The sequence below is a fragment of the Vibrio sp. 1F255 genome, assembly GCF_041439145.1.
Lineage (GTDB): Bacteria > Pseudomonadota > Gammaproteobacteria > Enterobacterales > Vibrionaceae > Vibrio > Vibrio crassostreae_C.
In genome coordinates, this window is record NZ_JBGONQ010000002.1 from 101,532 (window position 1) to 120,734 (window position 19,203).

General features: G+C 46.0%; 17 protein-coding genes and 1 tRNA gene. 8 read left to right on the top strand and 10 right to left on the bottom strand.

What is annotated here, in order from left to right:
- Positions 1-25: 25 nt before the first annotated feature.
- Complete coding sequence (gene glmS / locus ACED41_RS02025; protein ID WP_017061405.1) at positions 26-1,858, top strand: glutamine--fructose-6-phosphate transaminase (isomerizing); 1,833 nt, start codon at positions 26-28, stop codon at positions 1,856-1,858.
- Positions 1,859-1,981: 123 nt separating this feature from the next.
- Here the strand turns inward: glmS and ACED41_RS02030 are convergent, their stop codons facing one another.
- The 6 genes from ACED41_RS02030 to rpsU form a co-directional block, all read right to left on the bottom strand.
- Positions 1,982-3,250 carry an O-acetylhomoserine aminocarboxypropyltransferase/cysteine synthase family protein gene (locus ACED41_RS02030; RefSeq protein ID WP_017080208.1) on the bottom strand — a complete coding sequence of 423 codons (1,269 nt, stop codon included), beginning with the start codon at positions 3,248-3,250 and terminating at the stop codon, positions 1,982-1,984.
- A 204-nt stretch (positions 3,251-3,454) separates the two neighbouring features.
- Positions 3,455-3,530, bottom strand: a tRNA-Ile gene (locus tag ACED41_RS02035).
- A gap of 163 nt (positions 3,531-3,693) precedes the next feature.
- Positions 3,694-5,538 carry an RNA polymerase sigma factor RpoD gene (gene rpoD, locus ACED41_RS02040; protein WP_017061407.1) on the bottom strand — a complete coding sequence of 615 codons (1,845 nt, stop codon included), beginning with the start codon at positions 5,536-5,538 and terminating at the stop codon, positions 3,694-3,696.
- A 99-nt stretch (positions 5,539-5,637) separates the two neighbouring features.
- Positions 5,638-7,389 carry a DNA primase gene (dnaG, locus tag ACED41_RS02045; protein WP_371724394.1) on the bottom strand — a complete coding sequence of 584 codons (1,752 nt, stop codon included), beginning with the start codon at positions 7,387-7,389 and terminating at the stop codon, positions 5,638-5,640.
- Positions 7,390-7,508: 119 nt separating this feature from the next.
- Entirely contained in the window at positions 7,509-7,952 is a 444-nt protein-coding gene (locus tag ACED41_RS02050; RefSeq protein ID WP_017069475.1) for a GatB/YqeY domain-containing protein, read from the bottom strand.
- Positions 7,953-7,977: 25 nt separating this feature from the next.
- The gene (rpsU, locus tag ACED41_RS02055) at positions 7,978-8,193 is read right to left on the bottom strand and encodes a 30S ribosomal protein S21 (protein WP_004396009.1); all 216 of its coding nucleotides are present in this window, start codon (positions 8,191-8,193) and stop codon (positions 7,978-7,980) included.
- Positions 8,194-8,451: 258 nt separating this feature from the next.
- On the opposite strand from rpsU, the gene tsaD reads away from it, so the two are divergent.
- Both tsaD and ACED41_RS02065 read left to right on the top strand, forming a co-directional pair.
- Positions 8,452-9,468, top strand: coding sequence for a tRNA (adenosine(37)-N6)-threonylcarbamoyltransferase complex transferase subunit TsaD (gene tsaD, locus ACED41_RS02060; RefSeq protein ID WP_017061410.1), 1,017 nt, complete (start codon positions 8,452-8,454; stop codon positions 9,466-9,468).
- Between the two features lie 106 nt (positions 9,469-9,574).
- A complete protein-coding gene (locus tag ACED41_RS02065) occupies positions 9,575-10,390 on the top strand; it encodes an alpha/beta fold hydrolase (protein WP_371724395.1) in 816 nt (271 codons plus the stop codon).
- 92 nt (positions 10,391-10,482) lie between these two features.
- Here the strand turns inward: ACED41_RS02065 and plsY are convergent, their stop codons facing one another.
- Positions 10,483-11,079: a glycerol-3-phosphate 1-O-acyltransferase PlsY gene (plsY, locus tag ACED41_RS02070; RefSeq protein WP_009847793.1), complete on the bottom strand. Its 597-nt coding sequence runs from the start codon at positions 11,077-11,079 to the stop codon at positions 10,483-10,485.
- A 138-nt stretch (positions 11,080-11,217) separates the two neighbouring features.
- On the opposite strand from plsY, the gene folB reads away from it, so the two are divergent.
- The 3 genes from folB to ACED41_RS02085 are packed head-to-tail and all read left to right on the top strand — an operon-like array spanning position 11,218 to position 12,875.
- Positions 11,218-11,577, top strand: a complete 360-nt coding sequence (folB, locus tag ACED41_RS02075) for a dihydroneopterin aldolase (protein ID WP_017080233.1) — start codon at positions 11,218-11,220, stop codon at positions 11,575-11,577.
- Positions 11,574-12,056, top strand: a complete 483-nt coding sequence (folK, locus tag ACED41_RS02080) for a 2-amino-4-hydroxy-6-hydroxymethyldihydropteridine diphosphokinase (protein ID WP_017061413.1) — start codon at positions 11,574-11,576, stop codon at positions 12,054-12,056. Before folB ends, folK begins: the two co-directional genes overlap by 4 nt.
- Before the next feature lie 15 nt (positions 12,057-12,071).
- Positions 12,072-12,875 (top strand): undecaprenyl-diphosphate phosphatase, encoded by an 804-nt coding sequence (locus ACED41_RS02085; protein ID WP_010434624.1) that lies wholly within the window; start codon positions 12,072-12,074, stop codon positions 12,873-12,875.
- 91 nt (positions 12,876-12,966) lie between these two features.
- On the opposite strand, the gene ACED41_RS02090 is transcribed toward ACED41_RS02085, so the two are convergent.
- Entirely contained in the window at positions 12,967-14,283 is a 1,317-nt protein-coding gene (locus ACED41_RS02090) for a multifunctional CCA addition/repair protein (protein WP_371724396.1), read from the bottom strand.
- A 36-nt stretch (positions 14,284-14,319) separates the two neighbouring features.
- Between ACED41_RS02090 and ACED41_RS02095 the strand changes: the two genes are divergently transcribed.
- Positions 14,320-15,990 carry an AAA family ATPase gene (locus tag ACED41_RS02095; RefSeq protein WP_371724397.1) on the top strand — a complete coding sequence of 557 codons (1,671 nt, stop codon included), beginning with the start codon at positions 14,320-14,322 and terminating at the stop codon, positions 15,988-15,990.
- A complete protein-coding gene (locus tag ACED41_RS02100; protein ID WP_371724398.1) occupies positions 15,990-16,982 on the top strand; it encodes a general secretion pathway protein GspB in 993 nt (330 codons plus the stop codon). Before ACED41_RS02095 ends, ACED41_RS02100 begins: the two co-directional genes overlap by 1 nt.
- A gap of 105 nt (positions 16,983-17,087) precedes the next feature.
- Here the strand turns inward: ACED41_RS02100 and ACED41_RS02105 are convergent, their stop codons facing one another.
- Positions 17,088-17,699: a TIGR04211 family SH3 domain-containing protein gene (locus ACED41_RS02105; protein WP_017062917.1), complete on the bottom strand. Its 612-nt coding sequence runs from the start codon at positions 17,697-17,699 to the stop codon at positions 17,088-17,090.
- A gap of 205 nt (positions 17,700-17,904) precedes the next feature.
- On the bottom strand, positions 17,905-19,167 hold the full coding sequence (locus tag ACED41_RS02110) for an inorganic phosphate transporter (protein WP_017062916.1): 1,263 nt from the start codon (positions 19,165-19,167) through the stop codon (positions 17,905-17,907).
- Positions 19,168-19,203 lie beyond the last annotated feature (36 nt).

Below are 19,203 nucleotides of genomic sequence, written 5' to 3' on the forward strand. Positions count from 1 at the left end.
AAAACAAAATTGATGGAGTGAAACTATGTGTGGAATTGTTGGTGCAGTAGCACAGCGTGATGTAGCTGAAATTTTAGTAGAAGGCCTTCGTCGTCTAGAATACCGTGGCTACGATTCAGCTGGTGTCGCTGTAGTCGATACTGAATCTAACCTAACTCGTGTACGCCGCCTAGGTAAAGTACAAGAGCTAGCTGACGCAGTAGAAGAGCAACAAGTGATTGGTGGTACAGGTATCGCTCATACACGTTGGGCGACACACGGTGAGCCGTCTGAAGCGAACGCACACCCACACATGTCTGGTGATATTGCCGTTGTACACAATGGCATTATCGAAAACCACGAAGCACTGCGCGCTATGCTGCAAGAGCGTGGTTACGTATTTACTTCACAAACGGATACAGAAGTTATTGCTCACTTAGTTGAGTGGGAACTTCGCACTTCAGCTTCTTTGGTTGAAGCGCTACAGAAAACAGCAAAACAATTAGACGGTGCGTACGGCACGGTTGCGGTTGATCGTAAAGATCCTAGCCGTATCGTTGTAGCTCGTTCTGGTAGCCCGATCGTTATCGGTTTTGGTGTCGGCGAGAACTTCCTTGCTTCTGATCAACTGGCGCTACTGAGCGTAACTCGTCGCTTCATGTACCTAGAAGAAGGTGATGTTGCTGAGGTAACTCGTCGTGATGTTACGGTATTTGATGTAGCGGGTGAGCGTGTTGAGCGTGAAATCGTTGAGTCAAACGCTGAACACGACGCAGGTGACAAAGGTCAATACCGCCACTTCATGCAGAAAGAGATCTTCGAGCAGCCAACAGCGCTGATCAATACAATGGAAGGCCGTATCTCTGACACTTCGGTTATCACTAACGCGATCGGCGTTAAAGCTGAAGAGATCCTAAGCAAGGTTGAACACGTGCAGATCATCGCATGTGGTACGTCTTACAACTCAGGCATGGCAGCGCGTTACTGGTTTGAATCTCTAGCTGGCGTAAGCTGTGACGTAGAGATTGCTTCTGAATTCCGTTACCGTGATTTCGTTGTTCGTCCGAACAGCCTATTGGTGACTCTGTCTCAATCTGGTGAAACGGCGGATACGCTTGCTGCACTTCGTCTTGCAAAAGAGAAGGGTTATATGTCTGCAATGACTATCTGTAACGTTGCGGGTTCTTCACTGGTTCGTGAATCTGATTTTGCCTTCATGACTCGCGCAGGAACAGAGATCGGTGTTGCTTCTACTAAAGCTTTCACAACTCAACTAGCAGCGATGCTGATGATGGTAACGTCAATTGGTCGTCTACAAGGTCGTATCAATGAAGAAAAAGAAGCGGAAATCGTTCAAGCACTTCACCAACTGCCTGCTGATATCGAGAAAGCATTAGCGTTCGATAAAGAAATTGAAGCACTGGCACCTGATTTTGCTGATAAGCATCACACACTGTTCTTGGGTCGTGGTGAGTTCTACCCAATCGCGATGGAAGCGTCTCTTAAACTGAAAGAGATCTCTTACATCCACGCAGAAGCATACGCAGCTGGTGAGCTTAAGCACGGTCCTTTGGCTCTTATCGATGCAGATATGCCTGTAGTCGTTATTGCACCAAGCAACGACTTGCTAGAGAAGCTGAAATCGAACGTTGAAGAAGTGCGTGCTCGTGGCGGTCTACTTTACGTATTCGCTGATGAAGATGCGGGCTTTGAAAGCGATGAGAACATGAAGATCATCAAGATGCCTCACGTAAGTGAAGTAACAGCGCCTATCTACTACACAGTACCGATGCAGCTGCTGTCTTACCATGTCGCACTAATAAAAGGTACCGACGTTGACCAACCTCGTAACCTAGCGAAAGCGGTAACGGTTGAGTAATCGACAGCTTACCTAAGATATAGATAATAAGAAGCCCATCCTGTGATGGGCTTTTTTATGTCTGTTAGTTAACGATCAGTGTTAGAGCTAGCTTTAACGGCGTTAAGCGTTAAGCATTAAGCATTAAGCATTAAGTGCTTGCTCTAGGTCAGCCAAGATATCGTCAATGTGTTCAATACCTACTGAGAGGCGAATCATCTCTGGTGACACACCTGCTTGCTTTTGTTCCGCTTCGCTTAATTGACGGTGTGTTGTAGAAGCAGGGTGACAAGCGAGAGATTTTGCATCGCCAATGTTGACCAAACGTTTGAAGATTTGCAGCGCATCATAGAAACGAACACCGGCTTCATAACCATCTTTCAAGCCAAAAGATAAAATGGCAGACGGCTTACCTTGCATGTATTTCTCAGCCAATGGGTAGAACTCAGAGGTTGGTAACCCCGCGTAGCTTACCCAACTCACATTCTCATGTTGCTTAAGGTATTCTGCTACTTTCAGTGCATTCTCGGTGTGTCGCTCCATGCGTAGCGACAACGTTTCTAGACCCTGCATCAACATGAAGGCATTCATGGGTGACAGTGCTGCGCCTGTATTACGCAATGGAACGGTTCGAGCGCGGCCAATAAATGCGGCTTCACCAAAGGCTTCGGTATACACCACACCGTGGTAAGAAGGTTCTGGTTGATTAAAGACCGGGAAGCGATCTTTGTGCTCTGCCCATGGGAATTTGCCTGAATCGACAATAACACCACCCAACGTCGTTCCGTGACCACCAACGTATTTGGTTAGCGAGTGCACCACAATATCGGCACCAAAATCGATAGGTTTACACAACACAGGTGTCGCCACCGTGTTATCGACAATCACAGGTACACCTTGTGCGTGAGCAAGCTCAGCAACACGCTCTAAGTCGATAATATTACCTGCTGGGTTACCGATACTTTCACAGTAAACCGCCTTGGTTTTTTCATCGATCAGTGCCGCTAAGCTTTCTGGTTTGTCGTCTTTAGCAAAACGAACTTCAATTCCTTGGTTTGGCAACATGTGAGCAAATAGGGTGTAAGTACCACCGTAAAGCTGAGGCGTTGAGACAATGTTGTCACCGATTTGCGCCAACGTCTGAATCGCGTAGTTGATCGCAGCACTGCCCGCACTTACCACTAAGCCTGCAATCCCCCCTTCTAAGGCTGCCATGCGTTTTTCTAACACATCATTGGTTGGATTCATTATCCGTGTGTAGATATTACCTGGCACCGCAAGGTTAAACAGGTCGGCGCCATGTTGTGCGTCATCGAATTCGTAAGCGACGGTTTGGTAGATTGGAGTGGCAACCGATTTGGTTGTTGGATCAGTGTCGTAACCGAAGTGAATCGAGAGTGTTTCGTCTTTCATGTTTCTTCCCTGAACTATTGAATGATTTGTGTACACTCATATTGCCGATTTTTTTATAAAAGAAAAGTATGTTTAGTCACAGAGAGGCAATTGGAATTGTGTGCGGGATGTTTCGTTATTGGTTAGGAAATGCAGGGCGTAAGTTGTACAGATTTAGAAAAGCAAAAAGCCAGAGCAGCATGAACTGTTCTGGCTTTTCTAATTTGGTGGCCCCTCCCAGATTTGAACTGGGGACCGAACGATTATGAGTCGTGCGCTCTAACCACTGAGCTAAGGGGCCGTAGGGCATAGATTATAGGGGAAGCGTTCAATGGTGTCTAGACACTATAAGGGGCAATTCCGCTTACATCTTAGCCACTTAAATCACACAGATAAAAAAAAGGTGAGCCAACGCTCACCTTTTCTTATTTATGCTTAAAAGCTAACCACACTTGAGTGTGCGATTACTCGTCTAGGAAGCTACGCAGAGTTTCTGAGCGGCTTGGGTGACGAAGTTTACGCAGTGCTTTTGCTTCGATCTGACGGATACGTTCACGAGTTACGTCGAACTGTTTACCAACCTCTTCAAGAGTGTGGTCAGTGTTCATGTCGATACCGAAACGCATACGCAGTACTTTAGCTTCACGAGGTGTTAGGCCTGCAAGAACGTCTTTAGTTGCACCGCGTAGGCTGGTTGCCGTTGCAGAGTCTAGAGGTAGTTCTAGCGTTGTATCTTCGATGAAATCACCTAGGTGCGAATCTTCGTCGTCACCGATTGGTGTCTCCATTGAGATTGGCTCTTTAGCGATTTTCAGTACTTTACGGATCTTGTCTTCAGGCATTTGCATGCGTTCAGCCAGTTCTTCCGGAAGTGGTTCACGACCCATCTCTTGTAGCATTTGACGAGAGATACGGTTTAGTTTGTTGATCGTTTCGATCATGTGAACCGGAATACGGATAGTACGAGCTTGGTCGGCAATCGAACGAGTGATTGCTTGACGGATCCACCAAGTAGCGTAAGTAGAGAACTTGTAACCACGACGGTATTCAAACTTATCTACCGCTTTCATCAGACCGATGTTACCTTCTTGGATTAGATCCAGGAATTGTAGACCACGGTTTGTGTACTTCTTAGCAATCGAGATTACTAGACGTAAGTTCGCTTCAACCATCTCTTTCTTCGCACGACGAGCTTTCGCTTCACCGATGGACATACGACGGCTGATATCTTTGATGCTTTGAACAGTAAGAGACGTTTCACGTTCGATCATATCCAGTTTTTGGATAGAGCGACGGATGTCGTGCTCGTTACGTTTGATCTTTTCTGCGTATGGCTTGTCTGAAGCAAGAACTTCATCCAACCATGCTTCGCTAGATTCGTTGCCAGTAAATAGAGCAATGAAAGATTTCTTCGGCATTTTGCCGTACTCAACCGTTTGACGCATGATTAGACGTTCTTGAGTACGTACGCGATCCATAGAGTTACGCAGTTCGTTTACTAGGTAATCAAACTGTTTTGGTGTTAGACGGAACTCTTTGAATACGTCTTGCATCATTGTCGTTGCAAGCGTTGCTTTCGGGCTTTCATGGCCGTACTCGTTGATCGCTAGCTGACGGTTCTGGTAGCTAGTACGAAGCGCTGTGAACTTCTCAAGAGCAAGCTCAGGATCGATACCTGTATCTTCTTCTTCCTCTTCCTCGTCGTCTTCAGCGTCTTCTTTGTCTTCGTCTTCCAGATCAGTTTCAGCAAGTTCTGAACCGATGTGAGTCGCCGTTGGCGCAGCTGTGCCATCGTCGTCTGGGTCAACAAAGCCATTGATTAGGTCTGTTAAGCGAATCTCTTCTGCTTGTACGCGGTCAAACTGTTCCAAGATGTATGGAATAGTGCCTGGGTACTCAGCAACCGATAGTTGAACTGTATTGATACCATCTTCAATACGTTTCGCAATGTCGATTTCGCCTTCACGAGTCAGTAGTTCAACCGTACCCATTTCACGCATGTACATACGAACTGGGTCAGTAGTACGGCCAATCTCGCTTTCTACGCTTGAAAGCGCAGCAGCTGCAGCTTCGGCTGCATCTTCATCTATATTGGCATCGTCATCATTAAGTGCTAGATCATCAGCATCAGGTGCAGTTTCAACTACCTTGATACCCATGTCGTTGATCATTTGAATGATGTCTTCTACCTGTTCAGAATCCACGATTTCTGCAGGTAGGTGGTCGTTTACTTCGGCGTAGGTCAGATAGCCTTGTTCCTTGCCTTTAATAACAAGTAATTTAAGCTGTGACTGCGGATTTTGATCCATAGATGATATCCAACTTCAGGTCTGGTGAAGGACGTTGCATTCTCAAATGCAAACCAATTATGTTAACAAATTTATTAAATGCTGACTAATCAAACAGGGTTACGCTTTTAGATCTAGCATTAAAGCTAGTAGCTCCCTTTTTTCTTCGGCTGATAAACCGACGCTTCTTGCTTTGGCCTGCAGGTTTTCAATTTGTTTTTCAACGCACTGGGCAAGTATATTGTCCAATGAGTCTAAAAATATGTCTTCTTGATTGTCTTCGTCGAGGGGGATTTCCCAGCTCGCGAGACGAGACAGAAGAGCCTCATGTTTATTGTGTCGCCAATGCTCTAATAATTGACCTGTGTTGATATGGGGATGCGCATGGCATTTATCAAGTACTTCGACGAATAAACTTAGTCCAGGCAGCTGTAAGCCTTTGACACTTGATAAATCCGGTACCATATCAGCATAGCTCGGATTTTGGATAAGCAAAGCGATAACTTCACGCATTGGAGTGCGTTTCAGCTCTTTATGCGGTTGAGGTATCGGGTTCTGTGTATGAACACGCGCTCGCCTCAATTGGTTATCAAATCCAGTGCGCTCATCGAGCAATTTTTCGAGCAACTCTTGGAAGTAACTGTCAGGGATTTTGTTAATCAATGCGCTAGCGTGTGCGCGCAGTGCCGATTTCCCTTCGGTTGTTCCCAAGTTTAACTTGTGTATTTCAATCAGGTTATCGAACAAATAGGTCGAAAGCGGTGTCGCATTTTGAACAAGCTGTTCGAAAGCGGCTTTGCCGTGTTCTCTTATATAGCTGTCTGGGTCTTCACCGTCGGGCAAGAATAGAAACTTGAGTGTGTTACCGGTTTTCAGGTACTCAAGGGCATTTTCTAGTGCGCGCCACGCGGCTTCTTTACCTGCTCGGTCACCATCGTAACAACAAACCACTGTGCTGGTTTGGCGGAACAGCATTTGAACGTGGTCACCGGTTGTCGATGTGCCCAGTGATGCTACTGAGTAATCAACACCATATTGCGCTAATGCCACGACATCCATGTAACCTTCAACCACAAGTATTTGCGGCGGTTCACGGTAGGCTTGCAGCACTTCATAAAGGCCGTAAAGCTCTTTACCTTTATGGAAGATAGGCGTTTCTGGTGAGTTGAGATATTTTGGAGTACCGTCTTCTAATACACGACCACCAAAACCAATCACACGGCCACGACGATCGCGAATCGGGAACATTACGCGTCCACGGAATCGGTCGTATCGGTTACCTTTATCGTTCTCAATTAACATGCCGCCAGTTACGAGCATGTCTTGGGCTTCTTTCTGTTGGCCAAAGTTCTTACGAACTAAGTCCCACTCATCGGCCACATAACCAATGCCAAACTTCTGGACGATCTCGCCCGAAAGGCCACGATTCTTTAGGTAATCAATCGCAGGTTTGTTGGCTGATATTTTCAGTTGAGAGCGGTAAAAATTACTGATGCCGCCCATCAAATCGTAGAGGTTACGTTTTTGTTCGCTGTTGGCTCTTGGTGCTGTTGATATCTCGCCGCTACGTTGCTCTCTAGGAACATCGAGGCCTAAGAAAGAGGCAAGCTCTTCAATCGCTTCAATAAAATCGAGACGTTCGAACTCCATAATGAAGTCGATAGCATTACCGTGTACGCCACAACCAAAGCAGTGATAAAACTGTTTTTCTTGGCTTACGCTAAAAGAAGGGGTCTTTTCGTTGTGGAATGGGCAACAAGCACCATAGTTTTTGCCTTTTTTCTTAAGTTTCACGCGTGCGTCCACTATGTCGACAATGTCGAGACGCGCTAGGAGATCATCAATGAAACTACGCGGGATGTGTCCTGCCATAAAACCTTAGAAAAATGCACTAACTGAGAGTGTGGATAATAATAGTTTGAATAGGTTACAGATACAAACAAGCCGTGCGTTCCGAAGGATTGCACGGCTTGTTGCAATTTGATTTGGGATTAAGCGAGTTTAGAACGAACTAAACCACTAACTTTACCCATATCTGCACGCCCTTGAATTTGTGGTTTCAAGATAGCCATTACTTTACCCATGTCTTGCATGCCCGCTGGTTGAGCTTCAGCGATTGCGCTATCAAGTAGTGCAATAACTTCTTCATCAGTTAGCGGTTGAGGCATAAAGCCTTCAAGTACCGTAATTTCTGCTTTTTCCACGTCAGCAAGATCTTGACGATTTGCTGATTCATATTGAGCAACAGAATCGCGACGTTGCTTAACCATTTTAACTAATACAGCAAGAATGTCGTCATCGTTCAGAGTGATCCGTTCGTCAACTTCACGTTGCTTAATTGCTGAAAGAGCTAAGCGGATAGTGCCAAGGCGCGGTTTGTCCTTGGCTTTCATCGCTAATTTTTGCTCTTCTTTGAGTTGTTCAATAAGAGCCATAACTCAGTCCTTATGGATTAAGTTATTAGTACAGGCGAACGCGACGTGCGTTTTCGCGAGCTAGCTTCTTAGCGTGACGCTTTTGAGCTGCTGCTTTAGCGCGTTTGCGAACTGTAGTTGGCTTTTCGTAGTGCTCGCGACGGCGAACTTCAGAAAGGATACCTGCTTTTTCACAAGAGCGCTTGAAACGACGTAGTGCAACGTCGAACGGTTCGTTTTCACGTACTTTAACTATTGGCATATGCCTTTCACCTCAGGGGTTATTCATTATCGCTGGCTACTCAGTACCAAATCAGAGAAGTTACCCATCGAGCTAACTCTCTATTCGCGTTTGGCCATTAACCAGCTTGATCAAAAATGGTGCGGAATTTTAATCCGATCACAGTGGCTTTGTAAAGCACTTTGTCGATTATAGTCTGTACAATATTTGTTTGAAGAGCTTAGGCAGGGTAATATTGCGCTAATTTCCCATTTTAGACGAAAGCGTGCCGAGAAAATTATGCGCATTATTGGTATTGAAACCTCTTGTGATGAAACAGGAATCGCGATTTATGATGATGAGCAAGGGCTGCTTTCTCATCAATTATATAGCCAAGTAAAGCTGCACGCCGATTACGGTGGTGTGGTACCTGAGCTAGCTTCACGTGACCACGTGAAAAAAACAATTCCTCTTATTAAAGCGGCATTAGCTGAAGCGAACCTAACGTCGAAAGACATTGATGGTGTGGCTTACACGGCTGGCCCTGGTTTAGTGGGTGCACTGCTGGTTGGTGCAACGATTGGTCGCAGTATTGCTTATGCGTGGGGAGTGCCTGCAGTGCCTGTTCACCATATGGAAGGTCACCTTCTTGCGCCAATGCTAGAAGATAACCCACCACCATTCCCATTTGTGGCTCTGCTGGTTTCTGGCGGCCATACCATGATGGTAGAAGTGAAAGGTATTGGTGAATACCGAATCCTTGGTGAATCGATTGATGATGCAGCGGGTGAAGCGTTTGATAAAACCGCGAAACTGATGGGCTTAGATTACCCTGGTGGTCCACTGTTATCTCGTTTGGCGGAAAAAGGCACTCCGGGTCGTTTTAAGTTCCCGCGTCCAATGACCGATCGTCCGGGTCTAGATATGAGCTTTTCTGGTTTGAAGACGTTCGCAGCGAATACCATTCGCGATAACGATAATGATGACCAAACTCGCGCTGATATCGCTTATGCATTCCAAGAAGCTGTTTGTGCAACCTTAGTAATCAAGTGTAAGCGAGCCTTGGTTGAAACGGGCATGAAACGTATAGTGATTGCTGGCGGTGTAAGTGCCAACAAACAACTGCGTGTTGAGCTTGAAGCTCTTGCTAAGAAAGTCGGTGGTGAGGTGTACTACCCACGCACAGAATTCTGTACAGATAATGGTGCGATGATCGCTTATGCGGGCATGCAGCGCCTAAAGAATGGCGAAACGGCTGATTTGTCTGTTCATGCCACACCGCGTTGGCCTATTGACCAGCTAGAGCCAATTGCGTAATTGAATATAGTGTTTCGATAAACGGTCGCCTTGTGCGGCCGTTTTTATATCCTAGCTTACCGACTGTATGTCGATAAATAATTGCTGATAGAGATTAGGGAAGAAAATGAACAAGTTCACAGTAGACAATCAATCGATGGCGTACCTAGATGAAGGTCAAGGCCCTGTTGTTGTACTCGGCCACAGCTACCTTTGGGATAGTGCAATGTGGAAGCCGCAGATCGAAGCGTTAAAAACTCAGTATCGCTGTATTGTTCCAGAGCTTTGGTCTCACGGTGAGTCTCAAGCTGCACCCGCTTCGATGCGTAACTTGAAAGATTACGCTCAGCACGTTTTGGCTCTGCTTGATCATTTAGAGATCGAAGAATTCTCAGTGGTTGGCTTATCGGTTGGCGGTATGTGGGGAACAGAGTTAGCGGAACTTGCACCTGCACGTATTAAGTCTTTGGTTCTAATGGATACTTTTGTGGGTTTAGAACCAGAGGTTGCTCACGCTAAGTACTTCAGCATGTTAGACACCATCACTCAAACTAAGATGGTTCCTCAACCAATTGTTGAAGCGGTTGTTCCACTGTTCTTTGCTAATGATGCTCAAACCAACACGCCAGCTTTAGTTGAAGGTTTTACTCAGCAGTTATCAGCTCTTGAGGGCGACAACGCTGAAGAAGTGGCACGAATTGGTCGAATGGTGTTTGGACGTCGCGATATGATTGAATCGGTAGAGAACTTTGCATTGCCAGTTTTGATTGCCGTTGGACAAGAAGATAAGCCACGTCCAGCATTGGAATCTTACTTAATGCACGATTGCATTACAGGCAGTGAGTTAGTGGTGATTCCTGGGGCGGGTCATATTAGTTCGCTAGAGCAGCCAGAGTTTGTTAACGCTATGCTGAAGACGTTTTTAGATAAACATCTGCTGTAAGCTCTAAAATACTGAGTATGATTGATCGACTCATACTTACGTCGCTTTAAACGTATCTCGGTTTTAAAATGGTTCGGCTTAGACATGACAGTTTAAGCCGATTTTTTTTGCCCGAGTTTTGGTTCGCTGCCATCGAGTAGGCGGCGGATATTCTGGTGGTGACGTAACACGATCAAACAGCACAGCATGGCTACTGGCAATGTGTATTGAGGTTTGACTAACCAAGCGTAGAAAGGGGCAAGTAGCACAGTAACCAGTGCCGCTAAAGAAGAGTAACGAAACAAAAACGCGACCACTAACCAAGTCGCCATGATCATTCCGGTTAGATCGAATCCTATTGGGGCGATAGCGCCAAGTGCGGTTGCCACGCCTTTACCACCTTTGAAGTGGAAGAAGATCGGATACATATGGCCAAGACACGCCGCAATTGCCACAACCCCAAGAATGATTGGGTCGATCTTGAGGTAGTAGCCAAGCCAGACAGGGATAGTGCCTTTCAGCATGTCACACAAAAGGACGGCAGCTGCTGCGCCTTTACCGCCAACACGCAGGACATTGGTTGCTCCTGGGTTGTTAGAACCTACTGTTCGAGGATCTGGGAGCCTCAAAACTCGGCATATCAAGACCGCACTAGAGATTGAACCTAGCAAATAGGCTGCAATGATCATGATTAGTGCCAATGGGGTCATGTCTTTCCTTAAACGGTTATAAGCCTAACGATGGGAAAATAATGCTCAATCCAAGAGTAATTGATATCATATCTCGAATTACGCAAATAATACGTTTTTTTCCCCTATATGGGTATCCGACCTCTAAAAGGACAAGTCATGGCACTGGATAAAGTTTTCATTGAACAGCTAGAAGTAATTACAACGATCGGTGTTTACGATTGGGAACAAGAGATTAAACAAAAACTTGTGCTTGATATTGAAATGGCTCATGACAACCGCCCAGCAGGTAAGAGTGATGATGTGGTTGATGCTTTGGACTACTCGACTGTGAGTACTGCCGTGCTTGAGCACATTGCGAATGGCCGATTTCTATTGGTTGAACGTGTCGCAGAAGAAGTCGCTGAATTGATCATGACTCAATTCTCTGTGCCGTGGATTAAAATCCGCTTAGCGAAACCTGGCGCAGTGCCACAAGCAAAAGCCGTTGGCGTGATCATCGAACGAGGTCAAGCATGACAGTAGCCTATGTTGGTGTTGGCACGAACATAGACCGCGATAAGCATGCAAGGGTGGCATGGACAGAGCTTCAATCGTTAGGGACTAACCTTAAATGCTCTAAAATCTATCACTGTGAGCCCGTGGGTTTTAATAGCCATCCGTTTTATAACTTTGTGATAGAGCTCGACACGTCACTCTCATTGACTGAATTTTCACAGCAGCTGCGTAAAATTGAGTTTAAATGGGGTCGCTCTCAAGATGCGCACAAACTACAAGATCGAAAGCTCGATCTTGATATTGTGCTGTTTGGAGAGGAGGTTTCTGAGCGTGAACCAGAATTACCACGCAGTGATATCTACAAATATCCTTTTGTAACACAACCGCTTTATGATCTTTGTCCTGCGAGAGTGATCCCGCAAGACGGAAGAACCGTCAGTGAAATATGGCAGAAGATGCAGCAATTAGACTCGCTCTCTGTCGTAGATATAAAACTATAATTTTTAAGGTAAGTAATGAGTTATTTTGAAGCATTTATATTGGCGTTGGTGCAAGGCTTTACTGAGTTTTTACCTATTTCCAGTTCTGCACACCTAATCCTTCCTTCTGCTGTTTTAGGCTGGGAAGATCAAGGCTTGGCTTTTGATGTGGCTGTCCACGTTGGTACTTTGGCAGCCGTGGTTATCTATTTCCGTAAAGAAGTGGTCTCCCTGTTGAGCGCATTCTTTGGTTCAGTGTTTAAAGGCGATCGCAGTAAAGAAGCGAAGTTAGCGTGGATGATCATTCTCGCGACGATTCCTGCATGTATCTTTGGCTTGTTGATGAAAGATATTGTTGAGCTTTACTTACGCAGTGCGTGGGTGATCGCGACGACAACGATTATCTTTGGTCTATTGTTATGGTGGGTGGACAAGAACTCAAGCCTGCGCGATGACGAATACCAAGCGGGTTGGAAAAAGGCGCTGTTTATTGGTCTTGCTCAAGCAATGGCGATCATTCCGGGCACGTCTCGTTCTGGCGCAACCATTACCGCGGCGCTTTACCTTGGTTTCACACGTGAAGCGGCGGCTCGATTCTCTTTCTTGATGTCTATCCCAATCATCACTCTGGCTGGTGGTTATTTAGGTCTTAAGTTGGTGACAAGCGGTGATCCAATCCATGTTGGCACTTTGCTAACGGGCGTTGCGGTGTCTTTCATCAGTGCTTACATCTGTATCCACTTCTTCTTGAAGCTTATCTCTCGTATGGGCATGACACCGTTCGTTATCTACCGCCTGATTCTAGGTTGTGGTCTGTTTGCTTTCTTAATGATGCAGTAACAGACACAGGCAACGGTCTCGCTGTAAGAATTGAAACAAAAGGCCCGCTTAACTGCGGGCTTTTTATACGTTTTAGGTAGAGCGGCGACGATTAACTGCTAGCGAGTTCTGATAGGGCGTTTTCAATTGCGATGGCTCTGCGTTTCTCTTGTTCTTCTCGAATATCTTTGCCTTTAAAACCATCGGTAATGATCGCTTTTACTTCGACTTGAAGCGCCGCTTGGTAGGCGACTTCAAAGCGCGCTTTTTGAGGATAATGCTGATCTTCTAATCCTTTTCGGCCTGCGTGGTCGGCCTGGCAGCAAAGTAGTATATCGTCGAGCCTATCTGGCTTACGCCAAACATCGAACTTGTTGAGAACCTTGAGAAAGGTGGTTGGTTTGAGCTCGCCTGCGCGGTGGATATTAGAATGTTGCTCGCACACTAACAACGCAAGGTCTCTGAACTCATTGGGCACTCTCACTCGCTCACACAGTTTCTTGATTATCTTAACACCTGTGTGGCAGTGCATTTTATGGCTTGGCCATTCAGCTTGTGGTGTGACGCCTTTACCTAAGTCATGCACTTGAGCTGCAAAGCGTACCGGTAGCGATGGGCTTAATAGTGCGGCTTGCTGAGCAACCATCAGAGTGTGAATACCCGTGTCGATTTCAGGGTGCCATTTTTCAGGTTGAGGGACGCCAAATAGAGCGTCAATCTCAGGTAATACGACTGCCAATGCACCACACTCTTTCAATACAGAGAGGAACACTTCAGGGTGCGGTGTACTAAGAGACTTATGCCACTCTTGCCAAACTCGCTCTGCAGTAAGGTGTGCCAGCTCACCAGATTGGACGATCTCACTCATCATATCCATGGTTTCAGGTGCAACCGTGAAGTTAAGATGGTGAAGCTTGGCGGCGAAGCGAGCCACACGCAGTACACGAAGAGGGTCTTCAACAAAAGCGTCTGAAACGTGTCTTAAGATACGATCCGAGAGATCTTTCTGGCCATGATAAGGATCGTGAAGTTGGCCTTTATCATCTTGAGCTATAGAGTTGATGGTCAGATCTCGACGCATCAGGTCTTCTTCCAAACTCACGTCTGGCGCGAAGTAACATTCGAAGCCTGTGTAACCAGAGCCTGATTTTCTCTCAGTGCGAGCCAGTGCGTGCTCTTCTTTGGTTTTTGGGTGCAAGAATACCGGGAAATCTTTTCCCACAGCAGTAAAGCCAAGGTTTTCCATCTCTTGAGGGGTACTCCCTACCACGACCCAATCTCTATCATAACTATCAATATTGAGCAGCTTATCGCGCACTGCTCCACCGACTAGATAGCGTTGTAGCCCGTTGTCTTTTGGTAGGCTATCGTAAATTTGCAACTTATCACCTCGAAATGTTTTATCACTGCTGGACTTTACTGCAAGCAATGGTACTTTCCATTAATCGTAATTATAGGGCAGCACATGTATAAGGAATATTTTGGCTTCGTTGAGATGCCATTTTCGATTGTACCAAATTCTCGCTACTTGTTTTTGAGTCAGCGCCATCAAGAAGCGATGCAGAACCTACAAGCCGGTTTAGGCGAGGGTGGGGGCTTTGCGATGCTTACTGGTGAGGTTGGTACAGGGAAAACAACGGTCGCTAAGGCGATGTTGTCTTCATTGGATAGTCATACTCAGGCTGGCCTTATACTTAACCCTACGTTTTCAAATACGGATTTACTAGAAGCTATCTGCGATGAGTTTGAGGTCGAGTACCCAGAACAAGCATCGTTGAAACAGCTCAGTCAGGCTATTCATTATTTTCTACTTGATAGCCATGCCGAAGGCATTCAAACCCTATTGGTGATCGATGAAGCCCAACACCTCGCTGCCGATGTGTTGGAGCAGTTACGCCTTCTAACAAACTTGGAAACCGACAATCGTAAGCTGTTAAAAGTACTGTTGGTCGGCCAGCCGGAATTACAACAGCACTTACAAACCACGCAGCTACGTCAGCTAGCACAGCGCATTACTGGTCGTTATCACTTACTGCCTCTTAATACCGAAGAAACGGGCAAGTACATCGCGTTTCGTTTGGAGACGGCGGGTGGCGAGCAGATGTTGTTTTCGAACCGTTCTATCAAGCTGATTGCTCAATATACGCATGGTATTCCAAGGCTCATTAACTTGGTGTGTGATAAAGCACTGCAGTTGGCTTTTCATGACGGTGAGCAGCTACCGAGCAATGAAACGGTTAACCGAGCGTGTCAGCAGGTTATGTCCTTTCAGGCCGATGTGTATCACGTCGAGAAAGCTCTAACTTCTCGTGTCGCGCCTAAGTTATTCCAATACGCAGGGATTGCGACGTTAAGCGTTGGTCTTGCAATAGCGACCTTTAACTTCGCTCCAAGCTATATCAATGCTTGGTTGCCTACGGATGCATCAAATGAAGCAAAGACGGAAGTGTTAGCACGTACTCAGCGTTCTTTGGTATTAGATGTTCCTAAGTTGGTTGCTGAGCCAAAACCTGCCAAGTTTGAATTGCCACAACACATTCAACAACATTTGATGCAGGGAATCAATCGTTCTCTCGCTATCAAGGACTTGTATACGCTCTGGGGGTATCAGTCTTCACTGCGTGATGGCTTGTGCTTAAGTGAGCCGCAAAGTGTCTTTGTGTGCGAGCAACAACAGTCAAATTTGGATACATTGTTAGAGCTTGGCGTACCCGTGGTCCTTAATCTGGATATCGATCAAGAACCAGTGTTTGCTGTGCTTTATGGTGCGTCTGAGGAGTCTGTCGAGCTCCTCGTTAACGAAAAGCTCTTGGTGATGCCTAAGCGTACCTTAAAGAAAATCTGGCAAGGTGATTATGTCGCGATTTGGAAACAGCCACTCAGAGAGACCCTTAAAGAGGGCTATCAAGGTGAAGCGGTTGCTTTGCTTGATCTACTGCTTTCTGAAGTATTAGGAGAGGTTGTTTCCGGTAGTGATGTATTTGATTATGAGTTAAAAATGAAAATCGAAGCATTTCAAACGTGGCAAGGTATGTCTGTTGATGGCATTGCAGGTAAGCGCACCTTAGCAAGATTGCAGAGATTAGCTCAACTCGATTCGCCTAAGCTGATGTCACTAGAAGGGGGCGAAAGCTAATGTCACGTATTATGCACGAACTTAAACAGCCGTCTCACAAGCCATCTTCTATTAATCAGCACTCTCTTAGCAAACCAAGCTTCAAAGGCTACCAGAATCATCATGTTCCTAATTCTGCAAAAGGGATGAGCAACAAGCGAGGTTCATCGTTAGCGATGGGGCTACTCTTAATCTTGGTTCCTTCTTTGTTGGTGGGTGGCGTCTTGGCTTATCAATCGTATATCCAACAACAAGAAGCCGCGAACCAAGCTGCCAATGTCGCTCTGCCAGAATTTAAAACTGAATCAGACATTGAGCCTGAAATTGCGGATGCTGATATAGCAAGCATGGATGCCGTGTCTGAGGAAGAAGATGCCTTGTTCACCGTTCGCCCTGCACCGGCGAGCCAACCGTTGAAAGCATTGCCACGCCAAGAGATGTATGCACAGATTGATTCTGGCGCTAATCGTGCAAACACCGCTGGTGGCTCAGCAGTGATCTTCGCTAATGCTGATAACAACACTCAAATGACAGCCAGTTCTGAATCGTCATCCGTTCAGCCAGGCGCGAGTGATGAAACGACTGCTCTGCAATCAAGCACTGATCAGCAATCAAATAGTGACTTACAATCGGACAGTGATCTGCTGCAAGGGCTAGACCTCAGTGAGTTGCCACCTGATTTGGCATTGAAGCTTGAATCCATTATGGGGGAGCAACAAAGCGCTCCTGAGCCGATGGATTCTAGACCCTCAGGGCAAAGGGGTTCTCAGGTCATTGAGTTGGAAACGCACACCAATAGCTTATCAGGAGTCCTTCCTAAGTTAGACCTACAAACTCATATGTACTCGAGCAGCGAGACCAAACGTTGGGTAAAAGTGAACGGCCAAGAAGTGGCGCAAGGAGATTGGATTGGACAAGACATTCAATTACTAGAGATTAAGCCACAATCAGTGATCATAGAGTTCAATCAACAGAAGATAGAAATCCCGGCTCTGTACGAGTGGAAAGGTTAGCGATTTCTATACGTATTTAGATAACAGACAAATAAAAAGGAGCACCTCGGTGCTCCTTTTTGATATTCGATACTGAATTTACTGTACCTGATACAAGCGTTAAGTCTACGCCCAACCGTTTGGTGATTTTCTGCGACGAGGCATGATGTGTGGCAGAACAAGGCCTAGAAGTAGACCAATACCCGCAACACCACCACCGTACATGAAGTACTTCAATAGTAGGTCGTCTTTTTGAGTGTCTAGCTTAGCGCGCAGTTCACGGTTCTCTGTTTGAGAACTCGTTAGCTGTTGGCTAATTTCACTGTAGTTCTGTTCTAGTTCAGCAATCTGCTTGTTACGAGAATCTAGAGAGCTTGCTAGGCCAGCTTTTTCGCTGTCAGCACTCTGACGAGCATTCGCTAGCTTGCCTTTAACTTCCGTCAGCTCTTTCTCTAGCTTAGGCATACGCAGTGCCATGCTTTCTTGAGTGCTTACAAACTTGCTTTCAACCCAACCTTTACGGCCACGGTTGTCTTGAATTTGGGTGTAACCCGTACTCTTGTTAGTTTGTAGAAATGTAATCTTTTCACCAGCATCAACACTACCGATGATACGGAATGTGTTGTTTGGGCCAGAATGCATATAAGTAAATAGTTTGTCAGCAATATAACGGTCTTGTGCAAAGGCAGCTGGAGCCGCAAGCATTGCGAACAAAACTAAGCTAATCAGTTTTTTCACAGTAAATCCCTTAACGATTCAAATTGGGTAGGCGTATGAGTCAGCCTCAATCAGCAAATAATATTTAGTTTCTTTATGCGGTGCAACAAAGAAGGGAGGCAAAGCCTCCCTTTCTGTGCGTTTGAGTCAATAATGACATGGCATTTACATATCGTTACTGAAGCTCACACTGTTCTGACGCTAGTATTCACTAACGCAGTCGCGATTACATAGTAAACGCAGCTTGAATTCCGTAGAAGAACACAACAGCAAGTAGAGCACCTGCAGGTAGTGTCACAATCCAAGAAGCCACGATATTACGTACAACGCCTAAGTTTAGTGCTGCGATACCACGAGCAAAACCAACACCTAAAACAGCACCAACGAGTGTTTGTGTAGTAGAGATTGGAAGGCCAGTACCTGAAGCTAGTACAACCGTACATGCAGTTGCAAGTTGTGCAGCAAAGCCACGGCTTGGTGTTAGTTCTGTAATACCAGTACCAACGGTTGCCATTACTTTATGACCCATTGTTGCAAGACCAACAACGATACCGAATCCACCTAGAGGAAGAATCCACCATGCGATAGTACTCTTACCTGTGATTTCACCCATGTGCTCAACGGTTGATACAACAGCAGACAGTGGACCAATCGCGTTCGCAACGTCGTTTGAACCGTGTGCAAATGCCATCGCACAAGCTGTGATAACCATGAGTACAGAGAAGATGCCTTCAACACCTGCAAAGCCGTGGTCTTCTTCGCGGTTAGCGAATTTCTTCTGGATGTATAGGTAACCGCCGATCATTACAAGCGCAGAAACGCCAGCAGCCCAAACCCATGCTTCAGTGTTGCTTAGGTGAAGACCAACGTGCTTAAGGCCTTTCTTGATGGTTACAAGTGCAATTACCATTGTTGTAATGAACATGTATACCGGTACAAAGCGTTTCGCGTTAAATAGCGGGTTCTCTGTATCAAAAATCAGTCGTTGAGCACTTACAAATATGACGTAAGCGAAGAAACCGGAAATAACCGGTGTGATAATCCAACTGCCCACAATGCCTTGAACGCTGTTCCAGTCTACCGCTTCAGTACCTACAGACACACAAGCGAAGCCGATGATTGCACCGATGATTGAGTGAGTCGTAGAAACCGGCCAGCCCATGTAAGAAGCGAGAAGTAGCCATGTACCCGCAGCAAGAAGTGCTGACATCATGCCGTACACAAGTACATCTGGTTGATGAGCGAATAGAGACGTTTCGATAACACCTTTACGGATCGTGTCTGTTACTTCGCCGCCCGCAAGGTAAGCACCTGCGAATTCAAAGATCATTGCGATAATGATCGCTTGTTTAACGGTTAAAGCTTTAGAGCCTACTGAGGTGCCCATTGCGTTCGCAACGTCATTTGCACCAATACCAATAGCCATCAAGAAACCGAAAGCTGCTGCAACAATAATCAGGACAGTGCCGTAGTTAGCAAGGATATCCATCGTAATACCTAGTTGTTTGATAACAAGCGGAACAAA

What these genes read in the sequence shown, in the direction of transcription:
- glmS (WP_017061405.1), top strand. Translation starts at nt 26, where the DNA reads ATGTGTGGAATTGTTGGTGCAGTAGCACAGCGTGATGTAGCTGAAATT.
- ACED41_RS02030 (WP_017080208.1), bottom strand. Translation starts at nt 3,250, where the DNA reads ATGAAAGACGAAACACTCTCGATTCACTTCGGTTACGACACTGATCCA.
- rpoD (WP_017061407.1), bottom strand. Translation starts at nt 5,538, where the DNA reads ATGGATCAAAATCCGCAGTCACAGCTTAAATTACTTGTTATTAAAGGC.
- dnaG (WP_371724394.1), bottom strand. Translation starts at nt 7,389, where the DNA reads ATGGCAGGACACATCCCGCGTAGTTTCATTGATGATCTCCTAGCGCGT.
- ACED41_RS02050 (WP_017069475.1), bottom strand. Translation starts at nt 7,952, where the DNA reads ATGGCTCTTATTGAACAACTCAAAGAAGAGCAAAAATTAGCGATGAAA.
- rpsU (WP_004396009.1), bottom strand. Translation starts at nt 8,193, where the DNA reads ATGCCAATAGTTAAAGTACGTGAAAACGAACCGTTCGACGTTGCACTA.
- tsaD (WP_017061410.1), top strand. Translation starts at nt 8,452, where the DNA reads ATGCGCATTATTGGTATTGAAACCTCTTGTGATGAAACAGGAATCGCG.
- ACED41_RS02065 (WP_371724395.1), top strand. Translation starts at nt 9,575, where the DNA reads ATGAACAAGTTCACAGTAGACAATCAATCGATGGCGTACCTAGATGAA.
- plsY (WP_009847793.1), bottom strand. Translation starts at nt 11,079, where the DNA reads ATGACCCCATTGGCACTAATCATGATCATTGCAGCCTATTTGCTAGGT.
- folB (WP_017080233.1), top strand. Translation starts at nt 11,218, where the DNA reads ATGGCACTGGATAAAGTTTTCATTGAACAGCTAGAAGTAATTACAACG.
- folK (WP_017061413.1), top strand. Translation starts at nt 11,574, where the DNA reads ATGACAGTAGCCTATGTTGGTGTTGGCACGAACATAGACCGCGATAAG.
- ACED41_RS02085 (WP_010434624.1), top strand. Translation starts at nt 12,072, where the DNA reads ATGAGTTATTTTGAAGCATTTATATTGGCGTTGGTGCAAGGCTTTACT.
- ACED41_RS02095 (WP_371724397.1), top strand. Translation starts at nt 14,320, where the DNA reads ATGTATAAGGAATATTTTGGCTTCGTTGAGATGCCATTTTCGATTGTA.
- ACED41_RS02100 (WP_371724398.1), top strand. Translation starts at nt 15,990, where the DNA reads ATGTCACGTATTATGCACGAACTTAAACAGCCGTCTCACAAGCCATCT.
- ACED41_RS02110 (WP_017062916.1), bottom strand. Translation starts at nt 19,167, where the DNA reads ATGGATATCCTTGCTAACTACGGCACTGTCCTGATTATTGTTGCAGCA.